The 12,021-nt window shown below is 71.7% G+C and carries 12 protein-coding genes and 2 pseudogenes; 6 read left to right on the forward strand and 8 right to left on the reverse strand.

What is annotated here, in order from left to right:
* Positions 1 to 55: 55 nt before the first annotated feature.
* The 3 genes from OV079_RS08310 to OV079_RS08320 are packed head-to-tail and all read right to left on the reverse strand — an operon-like array spanning position 56 to position 2,006.
* Positions 56 to 406: a hypothetical protein gene (locus OV079_RS08310; protein ID WP_267767278.1), complete on the reverse strand. Its 351-nt coding sequence runs from the start codon at positions 404 to 406 to the stop codon at positions 56 to 58.
* A complete protein-coding gene (locus tag OV079_RS08315) occupies positions 403 to 804 on the reverse strand; it encodes a sirohydrochlorin chelatase (protein WP_267767280.1) in 402 nt (133 codons plus the stop codon). The genes OV079_RS08310 and OV079_RS08315 overlap by 4 nt, the downstream gene beginning before the upstream one ends.
* A complete protein-coding gene (locus OV079_RS08320; protein WP_267767282.1) occupies positions 801 to 2,006 on the reverse strand; it encodes an NAD(P)-dependent oxidoreductase in 1,206 nt (401 codons plus the stop codon). Before OV079_RS08320 ends, OV079_RS08315 begins: the two co-directional genes overlap by 4 nt.
* A 250-nt stretch (positions 2,007 to 2,256) precedes the next feature.
* Between OV079_RS08320 and OV079_RS08325 the strand changes: the two genes are divergently transcribed.
* Complete coding sequence (locus OV079_RS08325; protein ID WP_267767284.1) at positions 2,257 to 4,050, forward strand: hypothetical protein; 1,794 nt, start codon at positions 2,257 to 2,259, stop codon at positions 4,048 to 4,050.
* A 302-nt stretch (positions 4,051 to 4,352) separates the two neighbouring features.
* Here OV079_RS08325 and OV079_RS08330 read toward each other — a convergent pair whose 3' ends face one another.
* Positions 4,353 to 4,796 (reverse strand): universal stress protein, encoded by a 444-nt coding sequence (locus tag OV079_RS08330; protein WP_267767286.1) that lies wholly within the window; start codon positions 4,794 to 4,796, stop codon positions 4,353 to 4,355.
* Positions 4,797 to 4,872: 76 nt separating this feature from the next.
* On the opposite strand from OV079_RS08330, the gene OV079_RS08335 reads away from it, so the two are divergent.
* The 4 genes and pseudogenes from OV079_RS08335 (at position 4,873) to OV079_RS08350 (ending at position 7,771) form a co-directional block, all read left to right on the forward strand.
* Positions 4,873 to 5,298: a CBS domain-containing protein gene (locus OV079_RS08335; protein WP_267767287.1), complete on the forward strand. Its 426-nt coding sequence runs from the start codon at positions 4,873 to 4,875 to the stop codon at positions 5,296 to 5,298.
* 28 nt (positions 5,299 to 5,326) lie between these two features.
* A pseudogene (locus OV079_RS08340) lies at positions 5,327 to 6,039 on the forward strand (response regulator).
* Entirely contained in the window at positions 6,036 to 7,055 is a 1,020-nt protein-coding gene (locus OV079_RS08345) for a PAS domain-containing protein (RefSeq protein ID WP_267767289.1), read from the forward strand. Before OV079_RS08340 ends, OV079_RS08345 begins: the two are co-directional and overlap by 4 nt.
* The gene (locus OV079_RS08350) at positions 7,004 to 7,771 is read left to right on the forward strand and encodes a sensor histidine kinase (RefSeq protein ID WP_267767291.1); all 768 of its coding nucleotides are present in this window, start codon (positions 7,004 to 7,006) and stop codon (positions 7,769 to 7,771) included. Before OV079_RS08345 ends, OV079_RS08350 begins: the two co-directional genes overlap by 52 nt.
* Before the next feature lie 50 nt (positions 7,772 to 7,821).
* Here the strand turns inward: OV079_RS08350 and OV079_RS57455 are convergent, their stop codons facing one another.
* The 4 genes and pseudogenes from OV079_RS57455 to OV079_RS08365 form a co-directional block, all read right to left on the reverse strand.
* Entirely contained in the window at positions 7,822 to 8,202 is a 381-nt protein-coding gene (locus OV079_RS57455) for a glycosyl hydrolase family 18 protein (RefSeq protein WP_420829396.1), read from the reverse strand.
* A gap of 16 nt (positions 8,203 to 8,218) precedes the next feature.
* A pseudogene (locus OV079_RS08355) lies at positions 8,219 to 9,304 on the reverse strand (glycoside hydrolase family 18 protein); the annotation flags it as partial.
* 80 nt (positions 9,305 to 9,384) lie between these two features.
* Positions 9,385 to 10,626, reverse strand: a complete 1,242-nt coding sequence (locus OV079_RS08360; protein ID WP_267767295.1) for a vWA domain-containing protein — start codon at positions 10,624 to 10,626, stop codon at positions 9,385 to 9,387.
* Between the two features lie 133 nt (positions 10,627 to 10,759).
* The gene (locus OV079_RS08365) at positions 10,760 to 11,476 is read right to left on the reverse strand and encodes a vWA domain-containing protein (RefSeq protein ID WP_267767296.1); all 717 of its coding nucleotides are present in this window, start codon (positions 11,474 to 11,476) and stop codon (positions 10,760 to 10,762) included.
* 254 nt (positions 11,477 to 11,730) lie between these two features.
* Between OV079_RS08365 and OV079_RS08370 the strand changes: the two genes are divergently transcribed.
* Complete coding sequence (locus OV079_RS08370; RefSeq protein WP_267767298.1) at positions 11,731 to 12,021, forward strand: hypothetical protein; 291 nt, start codon at positions 11,731 to 11,733, stop codon at positions 12,019 to 12,021.

Genomic DNA, 12,021 nt, shown 5'->3' on the forward strand with positions numbered 1-12,021 from the left:
CTCGTACTATCCTTTCGGACATGTTTTTTGCGACATGCCCGAAAGGACATGTTCGTCAGAGCGGGGTGGCCGACAGGACGCGCACGGTGCAGACGGCGCCGGGGGTGGCGACCTCGACGCTCAGGGGGCGGGGCTTGCCGTCCTCCATCGCGGCGAGGCGGACGGCGACGGTGCTGCGGAGGACGGTCGCGGGGGCGGCGAAGCCGATCACGTGCTGCTGGGCCTTCTCGCTGCTGTCGATGCCGTGGAGGACCGCGCGGGCGTCGGGCTGCTGCGGGTCGCGGGTCAGCTCGACGGACAGGACGACCACGAAGCTCCGCGGCGAGGCATTGACGAACACGGGGCCCTCGGCCGGGTGGTTGGGGTCCAGCGAGGGGTTGGAGAACACGACGTCGTACGCGCTCATGCCGGGGAGGATAGCGCCACTCGCCGCAGAGCTGCCGCCGCGAGGGCGTCGAGCACGTCGGGGTCGGTGGCGAGCGCGTCGCCGGCGAGCGCGATCTCGAGGCTCGCGTGCTCGCGCTGGACCCGGGCGACCAGCTTCGGGACGTCGCGCTTCAAGTGGCGCCCGCCGCCCGAGAGGAACACCGGCACGACGACGACGCGGCGCACGCCGCTCTCGCCGAGCCGCGCGATCACGTCGGCGAGCGCGGGGCCGTGCTCGAGGGTGGCGATCGCGATCGAGAGCGCCGGGGCGAGGACGCGCAGGCGCTCGGCGATCTGCTCGACCGGCCTGAGCCAGTCGGGATCGGGGCTGCCGTGGGCGAGGAGCAGAAGCGCCTGCGCGGGAGCCGGGGCGCTCATGCGCGGGCGGCCCGCAGCTCGACGGCGAGGATGGCCTCGTGATCGCGGAGCCGCTGCAGGCACTCGTCGCTCGGCGCCTGCTCGAAGGTGATGGTGGCGCACGCCGCCTCGCCGCCGGCGAAGATGGTGTTGCTCATGCCCTGGACGTTGACCCGCTCCTCGCGCAGCGCCTGGAGGATGCCGGCGAGCACGCCGACGCGATCGAGGTGGCGGACGACGAGGCTGTAGCGAGCGAGGCGCTCGTTGAGGTTGACGGCGTGGTGGACGGTGCCGCGGGCGACGAAGCTCTCGATGATCCGCACCACCTCGTCGCTGATCGCCGACTCGGCCTGCTCGGTGGAGGCGCCGATGTGCGGGGTGGCGTAGATGTCGCCGAGGTCGCCGGCGATGTTCTTGAAGTCGGCCTGGCCGCCGGCCGGCTCGCCCTCGAAGACGTCGAGACCGGCGCGCAGGCGGCCCGACCGCACGGCCTCGGCGAGGGCCTTGTCGTCGACGACGCCGCCGCGCGAGGTGTGGATCAATGTGGAACCCGGCCGCATGCGCGCGATCTGTTCGGCGCCGATGAGGTGGTGACAGGCCTTGGAGTAGGGGACGTGGATGCTGACGATGTCGCTGGCGTCGAGGAGCGCGCCGAGGTCGGCGACCTGGACCGCGCCGTGCGCCTCGAGCACGTCGGGGGCGATCGGGCTGCGGGCGTAGGCGAGGATCTTGAGGCCGAAGGCGCGGGCGCGGATGGCGACCTCGCGGGCGATCATGCCGAAGCCGACGAGGCCGAGGGTCTGACCCTTGAGGCCGCGCGCCTTGCCGTACTTGCTCTTGTTCCAGGTGCCGTGGCGCAGCTCGAGGGTGGCGTCGACGATCCGCCGGTCGAGCGCGAGGATGAGGCCCATGGTCAGCTCGGCCACGGCGATCGCGTTCTTGCCGGGACAGTTGGCGACGAAGATCCCGCGCCGGCTGGCGGCCGCGGTGTCGATGGTGTTGGTGCCGGCTCCGGCACGCACGACCAGCGAGAGCGGCGGCGAGGCGGCAAGCGCGGTCTCGCTGACGACCGTCGACCGGACGACCAGGATGTCGGCCTTCGTCTCGGCCAGCGCGGCCGGCAGCTGCTCGGCGTTCAGCTCCGGCCGGTACACGACCTCGCCCAGGCGACCTAAGACCTCACGACCACTCGAAGGGAACTTGTCGGCGATCAGCACCAGCATGGCGGCGATCCATACCACGCCGGCGCGGGCTCCGTCGCGATCTCGCGCGCTCCTGCGGGCTGCGGAGCATGTTTCATGGTTAGCAGTTTTTTGCAGTGATCGTGAATCGTTGGTCCGCAAATATTGAAGTGATAAGCGATGTGGCGCCGGGGCGGTCGGCGGGGGCGTCGGTGAGGGGTCGCGAGGCGCGGCGCGACCGCGGTGGCGCGAGAGACTGGCGGTGGTTGCGAGATCTCGCTATGGGTCGCCGATGTCTCGCCTGCGCCTCGAGTGGATCGCGATCGCCTCGCTGACGGCGTGCGGAGCGACGCCGACGGCTGATACCTCCGCGGGTCGGCCGACGACGGCGAGCCCGGCCACGCCGGCTGCCGCGAGTGAGCCGGCGGTCGCCGAGGCGCCGGCATCGCCGGTCGCGGCAGCCGTCCCGGTCGCGCCGCCGACGTTGCCGACCGCGGCCGACGCGGGGGCGTGCCCGGCGACGGACGATCGGGCCTACGGGATCCTCGTGTCGCCGCAGCGGCCGGCGGTCGGGCAGCCGATGCGCGTGCTGGCGGCGACGCTGGCGGGCGAGGAGGCGCTGGCGCTGCGGGTCGACGGCGGGGCTGCCCCTTCGGACATGCGCTTTTGGACAGGCGCTCCGGCGGCGGCGCTGGCGACGGTGACGCCGGACAAGCCGGGCGAGCTGGTGATCGTCGCGGGCCGCGGCGGGGTCGGCAAGGCCTGCCTCAAGGTGAAGGTGCGCGAGCGGGCCGGGCGCGACGCGCCGCCGCCGGCGAGCACGGCGGTGTGGCCGAGCCAGCGGGCGTGGGACAGCGGCGAGGAGGCGCTGTACTCGGCGTGGGTGCGGGCGCTGTTCCACGCCGAGCCGGGGGTCGACCTGGCGTACACGGCGCTCGATCAGGTGACGCGCGACCCGGCGCGCAACATCCTCCACGACGCGTACGCGTGGGGCGAGGACGCGGCGCCGCAGCAGGGCGGGCTGCACATGCGGCCCGACTGCGCCGACACGCCGTACTTCCTGCGCGCGTACTACAGCTGGAAGCGGGCGCTGCCGTTCGGATTCCGCGGCTGCTCGCGCGGCGGGCCCGGCAAGCCGCCGCGCTGCGGCGAGGCGACGTCGAACCTGGCGGCGCCGGGCGGCTCGGGGCCGCAGCCGGGGCAGTTAGGGGCGGTGCAGCACTTCATGCGCCGCACTCTGGCGTGGGGGGTGCACACGGGCAACGGGCGGGTGGCGCTGGGCGACGAGCGCAGCGATCTGTATCCGGTGCGCCTCGATCGCCGCTCGCTGCGGCCGGGCACCGTCTACGCCGATCCGTACGGGCACATCCTGGTGCTGGTCGAGCTGTTCGCAGGCGAGGGCGGGCGCCCGGGGGTGCTGTACGCGGTCGACGGTCAGCCCGACGGCAGCATCACCCGCAAGCGGTTCTGGGAGGGCAACTTCCTGTGGAACCCGGACCCGCTGCTGGGCGGCTCGGGGTTCAAGAACTTCCGCCCGATCACGATCCGCGACGGCGCGGCGACGCCGCTGAGCGACGCCGAGATCGCGGCCCACGCCGACTACGGCGACCTGTCCCAAGAGCAAGGTTCGCTGACGGCGCCGGCGTTCTACGACCGCATGGAGGCCATCGTCTCGCCGGGCACGCGCGACCCGGTCCTCGCGCTCAAGGAGGCGGTGGCGGCGCTGTTCGAGCAGGCCCGCGTGCGCGTGACGTCGGTCGGCAACGGCGACGCGTTCTTCAAGCAGAGCCCGGGGGCGACGATCGCGATGCCGGAGGGCTTCGCGGTGTTCGAGACGACGGGCTCGTGGGAGTCGTACTCGACGCCGGCGCGCGACCTCCGGCTGCTGATCGCTATCGACGTGGTCCGCGGCTTCGCCGACAAGGTGCGGCGCCAGCCGGCGGTGTTCGCGGCGGAGCAGGACCTCGAGGGCACCGTCCGCCGGCTCGAGGAGGCGCGCGACAAGCTGCTCGCCGATCCGAAGTTCCGCTTCGAATACGTGCGCAGCGACGGCTCGAAGTGGCCGCTCGGGCTCGCCGAGCAGTGACGCGCGCGCGCGCTCGAGGTCGCCTACAACCCCAACGACTGCCCCGAGTACCGCTGGAGCGCGCCCGCCGGCAGCGAGGAGGCCAAGACGTGTTCGCGGCGGGCGCCGAACGAGCAGCAGGCGAAGATGGAGCGCTACCGGGAGTGGTTCTCGGCCCGCAAGCGGCCGGCGCGCGGGACGTGAGCGACGCGGAGATCGGGCTCGACGATCGCGCCGCGGCGATCGGTGATCGCCGCGGTCGATGAAGAGGAAGAAGATGATCGGCGGCAGGAGCTGCGCGCCGTCCGGACAGCTGGCCGGATCTAGGCGGCGGCGTCGCGCGGCGGACGGACGACCAGGACGCTGCAGGGGGCGTGGTTGACGACGCGCGCGGCGGTGGTGCCGAGCAAGCGATCGAGGGTGTCGAAGCCGTGGCTGCCGATGACGATGAGGTCGGCGCCGACGGCGTCGGCGACCTCGCAGATCACTTGCGCGGGTCGGCCGAGGCGGACGTGGATCTCGCCGGGAAACGCGACCGTGAGGGAGCCTCGCAGGTTGCGCAAATCCTGGTGCGCGAGCTCCACCAGGCGCGAGCCGAGCTCCTCGCCGCTGAGCGACCAGGCCTCGACGGGCATGCCGAGCGGGACGTTGACGGCCCGGCAGAGATCGAGGGCGGCGCCGTGGCTGGCGGCGAGCTCCGCGGCCTGGCGGAGGACGAGGTCGGTCCGCGAGGACCCGTCGAGGGCGGCGAGGATGCGGGTGTACATGCGCGGCGAATTCTAGATCGCCGGCGCGAGGTTGTTCACCTTTTCCGTGCGCGCGGGAGAGCGTAGCCTCCCGGCCATGGTCGACCATTCCACCCCGGTTCGCGACGTGATGACGCCGGCCCCGATCACCATCGGCCGCGCCCAGACGCTGTCCGACGCGGCCCGGCGGATGCACGAGCACCGCATCCGTCACCTGCCCGTGCTCGAGGGCGGGTACCTGTTCGGGGTCCTCAGCGAGCGGGACATCGACCTCGTCGAGAGCCTGCCGGACGTCGACCCCGACGCGGTCAAGGTCGAGGAGGCGATGACGCAGGACCCGTACCGCGTCGGCCCCGACGTGACGGTGGGTGAGGTGGTCCGGGAGATGGCCGCCCACAAGTACGGGTCGGCGGTGGTGATGCACGAGGGCCGCGTGGCCGGGATCTTCACCACGGTCGACGCCCTGAACCTGCTGGCCGCGGTCCTGGCGCCCGCCGCCGCCCCGCAGGCCAAGGGTGTATGATGCGCCCGGGCCGAGGTTCGGGGCGAACATGAGCGGGCTGATTCTCATCGTCGAAGACGAACGCGACCTGGTGGCGACCCTCGAGTACGCGCTCGAGCGCGAGGGCTTCCGCACCCGGTCGGCCTACACGGGTCGGCAAGCGCTCGAGATCGCGGTCACCGATCCGGCGCCCGACCTCGTGCTGCTCGACCTGATGCTGCCCGACATGTCCGGCACGCAGGTGTGCCAACAGCTCCGCGCCGGCGAGCGCACGCGGGCGATGCCGGTGATCATGATGACGGCCAAGGCCGAAGAGGTCGATCGCGTGGTCGGCTTCGAGGTCGGCGCCGACGACTACGTGGTCAAGCCGTTCAGCCTGCGCGAGCTGATGCTGCGGATCCGCGCGGTGCTGCGGCGCAAGGCCCCGGCCGAGACGGCGCTGGCGCCGACGCCTACGGCCGGCTGCGCGTCGACATGGACGGCCACCGCGTGTGGGTCGACGACGGCGAGGTCACGCTGACGGCGCTCGAGTTCCGCCTGCTGACGACGCTGATCGCCCGCCGCGGCCGCGTCCAGACCCGCGACGCGCTGCTCGCCGACGTGTGGGGCGTGCAGCCCGGGCTGACGACGCGCACGGTCGACACCCACGTCCGTCGCCTGCGCAAGAAGCTCGGCGAGATCGCCGACTACGTGCAGACGCTGCGCGGCGTGGGCTACCGCTTCACGACGGACCTGCGCGCGGTCGAGGACGACGAACCGTGAGGCTCGACGTCCGCGGCAGGCTGTTCCTCGTCTCCGTCCTGTTGGTGCTGTCCGTCGTGCTCGTGGCCGGCGGCTATCTCGAGGGCCAGATCCGCGAGTGGGCCCACGGCCGCGCGGAGGCCGAGCTGCTGGCCCAGGCGCGGGTCGCCCGGGTCGCGCTGGCCTACGACAACGCGCCCGCCGACGCGATCGCCGATCAGCTCGGCGCCGCCAGCGGGGCGCGGGTGACGATCATCGACGCGTCCGGCAAGGTGCTCGGCGACTCCGAGATCGCGGCGGACGAGCTCGGGACCGTCGACTCGCACAGCGACCGCCCCGAGGTGATCGCCGCGATCGCCGAGGGCGAGGGCCGGGCGGTCCGCTACAGCGCGACGCTCGGCACCGACATGATGTACATCGCGGTGCCGTTCTCGGCCGGCGCGGTGACCGGCACGGTCCGCATCGCCCGCCCGCTCGAGGAGATGGACGCGGCGGTGCGCCGCCTGCGGATCGCGCTCGGGATCGCCGGCCTGCTGAGCCTGGCCGGCGCGGTGGTGCTGAGCGGCCTGGCGTCGCACTTCCTGGCCCGCACGCTGCGCACGCTGGTCGAGGACGCCCGCCGGGCGGTCGACGGCGAGGAGCCGCGCGTGCCGAGCGAGCCGAGCGACGAGCCGGGGATCGCCGGCTCGCTCAACCGCATGGCGGCGGAGCTCGAGACGACGGTCGGGATGCTGGCCGCCGAGCGCAGCCGCTTCGAGGCGGTGCTCGAGAGCATGGACGAGGGCGTGGTCGCGGTCGACCAGGCGCAGAGCCTGACGCTCATCAACCGCGCGGCGCTCGGGCTGCTCAGCCTGTCGATCGAGCACGGCGGCTCGACGCTGGCCGAGCGGATCCCGATCCCCGCGCTCCACGAATGGTGCAGCGCGCGCTGGCCGGCCAGCCGGAGCGCCGCGAGTTCGAGACCCGCACGACGCCGCCGCGGCAGGTGCTCGCGTACGCCAGCCCGCTGCGCAACCAGCAGGGCGCGGTGGTGGTGATGCACGACGTGACGGAGATCCGCCGGCTCGAGCGGGTCCGCCGCGACTTCGTCGCCAACGTGTCGCACGAGCTGCGCACGCCGGTGAGCATCATCCGCGCCAACGCCGAGACGCTGCTCGACGGGGCGATCGAGAAGCCCGAGGTCGCGCGCCGGTTCCTCGACGCGCAGCTGCGCAGCGCCGACCGCCTGGCCGCGCTGGTCGCCGACCTGCTCGAGATCTCGCGCATCGAGGCGGGGACCTACGAGATAAGCCCCGACGAGATCGAGCTCGAGCCGATCGTCGCCCACACGATCGACGAGGTCGAGCGCCTGGCCCAGGAGAAGCACATCGAGATCACGTCGGATGTCCCGGAGGACATGACCGTGTGGGCAGACGAGCAGGCGCTCGAGCAGGTGCTGCTCAACCTGATCGACAACGCGGTCAAGTACACGCCGACCGGCGGCAAGATCGTGGTGCGGGCCAAGAAGCGCGACGACATGGTCCGCATCGAGGTCGAAGACAACGGGCCCGGCATCGAGGCCCGCCACCGCGCGCGGGTGTTCGAGCGGTTCTACCGGGTCGACAAGGGCCGCTCGCGCGAGGTCGGCGGCACCGGCCTGGGCCTGGCGATCGTGAAGCACCTGGCCGAGGCGATGGAGGGCCAGGTCGGCGTCGAGCCGGCCGAGCCGCAAGGTTCGCTGTTCTGGCTGACGCTGCCGGCGGCCTCGGACTGAGCGGTCCGTCGGGACAGGTTGTGAAGGACATGTCCGTTCGGGCATGCCCTTCATCGCATGTCCCCAAGGTCAGGGAGCAGCGCGTCGGCGAGGACGTCGAGCAGGGCGCTGTCCTGGGTGTCGCCGGCGAGCTCCCAGAACATCGCCCCGCCGAGGCCCTTGGCGGCGATGTAGTCGGTCTTGCGCTGCATCGACTCGGGGTCGTCGTAGGTGATGAAGAGGTCGTCGGCGGCGTCGTACAGCCACGGGACCTGAGCGTCGTCGTGCCAGAAGCGCTCGAGCTCGGGCTCGTAGTTGGCGACGATGTCGTGGTAGTCGACGATGCCGGGCTCCCAGGTGCCGGGGCCGGGGCCGCTGAAGCTCGAGTAGAGGCCGTCCTGGCCGCCGCCGGCGCCGGCGAAGCTGCGGCCGTAGAACGGCACGCCGAGCACGAAGCTGGTCGGGCGCGACGCCGGCGTCGAGGATCGCGGTGACGGCGGAGTCGTCGCTGAGAAGGGCGTTGTTCGGGTCGGGGTCGTCGGCCGGGCTGTAGAGCGCGGCGTTGTGGGTGGTGGTGCCCATCCACGGGCCGGCGAAGTCGTAGGCCATGAGGTTGATCCAGTCGACGCTGGCGGCGATGCCCGGGAGGTCGAGGTTGGCGAGGTTGCCCGGGCCCGCGGGCGCGGCGATCGTCAGCAGGTACTCGGCGCCGTCCTCGGCCTCGGCGGCGTCGAGCTCGGCCCGCAGGGCGGCCAGCAGGGCGCTGTAGTGCTGGCCCTCCTGCGGCGAGGCGGGGAACTCCCAGTCGATGTCGACGCCGTCGAACCCGTAGTCGCGCATGAACTTCACGCACGAGGCGGCCAGCTTGGCCCGGCCCTGCTCGGTGGCAGCGGCCGGAGCGAACTGGGTCGACCAGGTGTAGCCGCCGACCGAGATCAGGGTGCGCAGGTGGCCGTGCTGCTGCTTGAGCTTCTGTAGCTGGTTGAAGCTGCCCTTCAGCGGGGCGTTCGGATCGTCGCCGTCGTAGGCCTTCTCGATGTCGGCGTAGCTGTCGCCGAGCACACACTCGCCCTGAGCGCTGAGGTTGGCGAAGGCGTAGTTGACGTGGGTGAGCTTGTCGGCCGGGATCTCGCTGACGTGGTAGTCGCGGTCGTAGACGGCCCACGCGGTGAAGTAACCGACGATCCGGCCGCTGCCGCGCACCGGATCGCCGGTGGTCGTGGTCGTGGTCGTCGTGTCGTCGGTGGTGGTGCCGGGGCCGGTCGCGGTGGCCACGGTGGTGCTGGTGGGCGGATCGCCGGTGGTCGAAGTGACGGTGCCGGTCGGCTCGCCGCTGTCGCTGTCGGTCGCGGTGCCGGTCGGGCCGGCGGTCGTCTCGCTGGTGGCAGGATCGGTCGCGGCGGTCGAGGCGTCGCTGGTCGGGCCCGAGCCTGTCGAACCGGACATGGTCGAATCGCCCTGTCCTCCGGGACATGCGACGGCGAGCGCGGCGGTCAACAGGAGCGCGGGAGCGGGGCGGGGTGCGGGCGACGAGGTCATGGCGGGTGCTGCCATCTTGGCGGCACCCGCGGCCGGAGATCGAGGACAAAGCGGGCGCGGGGGCGCGCGAGGGCGCTCGCCCCCGAACGCCGGGCTCAGCCGATGAAGCAGCCGTACTCGATCTGGACCACGCCGGTCTCCTTGTAGTACTCGCACGCGTCGCCGCAGAGGATGATCGCGTCGCGGTCGGGCGTGGTGTACTTCCAGCCGGCCTCGTCGTCGCAGTTGGCGACCTGCGTGTCCTGGCCCTCGTAGACCTGCTGGTCCGCGTCGCCGTCGCTGCCGACCTCGACCTGCTGGATGTAGAACATGTCCGGGACCGGCTCGCCGAGCTTGATCTCGCACGACACGACCTGCTGCGTGATCGAGTTGAGCGCGGCCTGCAGCTCGGTCTGGTTGAGCGCGTTGTAGAACTTCTCGTCGCCGGGTCGGGCGGTGCCGCCGAGTTCGGCCAGCTCGTTGAGCTTCTCGTAGGTGTTGGTGTTGTCGGGGTTGCCGTCGACCACTGTCGGCGAGAACACGTCCTCGATGTCGATGCCGATGACGTAGGTCGGGAAGCCCATCGCCGCCGCCTCGGCGACCACCATCGGCAGGTTGTCGTCGTAGGCGTTGAACAGCTCGGGCGTCATCGTGCCCTCCTTGCAGTTGGCGGCGCCGTCGGTGACGAGGATGATGAACTTCGGCTCGTCGTCCTGCAGGCCGGCGAGCTCGTCGAGCGCGACCTTGATGCCGGCGGCCGCCGGGGTGCCGCCGGCGATCGTCATGGTGTCGGCGGGCGGCAGGGCAGCGAGGATCGCGGCGCCGCTCTGCGGGCCGATCGGCACCAGCGGGTCGGCGTCGACCGGGCAAGCCGCCGGGCCGTAGGAGCCGGTCGCGGTGAGCGACGGGAACAGCACCGCGCCGAAGTTGATGACGTTGTCGAGGCCGGCGAAGATCGACTCGACCACCGAGTGGAGGCTCATCCAGCGGGTGATGTCCGGAGTGTTGGGATCGGCGTCGTGATCCCAGAAGCCCGACTCCTCCGAGATCATCGAGCCCGACTTGTCGAGCACGAGCACGACCCGCGGGATGACGGGCTCGATCTCCATCGGTACGAACTCGTCACACACGAGCGGACCGTCGTCGGTGGTGGTCCCGGTGTCGGGCCCGGTGCTGGTGGGCCCCGCGGTGGTCGGCTCGTCCGGCTCGGTGGTGCCGGTGGTGGTGCCGGTCGGCGGAGGCAGCTCGATGCCGGTGGTGCCGGGGGTCGAGTTGGCTCCCGCGGTGTCGTTGTCTTCGCCAGGGCACGCGCTCAGGAGCGCGACGGAAGCTACGGTTACGAACAGAGGGCGCTGCATGCCGGGGCAGTACCCGCGGCCGGGCTTTCAATTGGGGCGGCGAAAAAAGGACGTTAAGCCAAGCCAAGAGGCGACCGCGGCGGGTCCGGAGCGCGCGCGCCCTCGCTCGCCCGGACCCGCGCGGCGCCGAACTCTAGGGGATGAAGCAGCCGTACTCGATCTCGATGAGCCCGGTGGCCTTGTAGTGCTCGCAAGCGGCGCCGCACAGGAGGATCGCGTCGCGCGCCGGCGAGGTGTACTGCCAGCCGCTCTCGCTGCTGCAATCGCCGACCTGGGTGTCCTGGCCGTCGTACTCCTGCGGGTCGGGCTCTTCGCCGATCTCGACGCGCTGGATGTAGAAGTGGTCGGGGACGGGCTTGCCGAGGCCGATCTCGCACGAGACGACGACGCCGGTGATCGCCATCAACGCGGCCTGCAGCTCCTGCTCGTTGGTGGCGTTGTAGAACTTCTCGTCGCCCGGCCGCGCGGTGCCGGCGATCTCGGCCAGCTCGTTGAGCTTCTCGTATGGATTGATGCCGTCGGGGTTGCCGTCCTGCAGCACCGGGGTGAGCGCGTTCGAGATGTCGATGCCGACGACGTGGGTCTGATAGCCGGCGGCGCGCGCGTCGGCGACGGTGGTGGCGAGGCGGTCGTCGTAGTCGTCGAACAGCCGCGCGTTGTCGGGGTCGCAGTTGGCGGCGCCGTCGGTGATGAAGATGATGAACTTCGGCTCGTCGCCCTCGAGGCCGTCGAGCGCGCTGACGGCCGCCAGGATGCCGTCGGTCGACGGGGTGCCGCCGGCGATCGTGGTGGTGTCGGCCGGCGGGATGGCGTCGAGGATCGCGGCGCCCGCCTGCGGCCCGACCGGCACCAGCAGGTCGGAGCCGACGACGCAGGCGTCGATGGTGGGCTTGGCCTTCGCGGCGAGCGAGGAACAGCACCGCGCCGAACTGGACGACGCTGTCGAGGCCGCCGACCATCGACTCGACGACGGCGCGCAGGCTCGACCAGCGCGTCACCGCGGCGGTGGCAGGATCGCCGTCGTGGTCCCACTCGAACAGCATCGAGCCCGACTTGTCGAGCACCAGGACGACCCGCGGGACCAGCGGCTCGGGCTTCGCGGGGATGAAGTCGTCGCACTTGAGCGGCCCGTCGTCGCCGGTGCTGCTGCTGGTAGAAGAAGTCGGATCGGGCTCGTCCTGGGTGGTGGTCCCCGGCTCGCCGGTGCTGGTGCCGTCGTCGAGCGTCGTCGGCGGCAGGATGCTGGTCATCACCTCCGAGGCGGCGTCGCTGTCGCTGTCGGCCTTGCCGTCGGGACAGGCGGATAAGAGGAGCGCAAACCAAGCCATGGATAGGAGTGAGCGCGGCATGACCGGGCAGTACCCGCCGCCTCACGATCAATTGCGGGTCGCGTGA

The sequence above is a fragment of the Nannocystis pusilla genome, assembly GCF_026626665.1.
GTDB classification, from domain to species: Bacteria; Myxococcota_A; Polyangia; order Nannocystales; family Nannocystaceae; genus Nannocystis; species Nannocystis pusilla.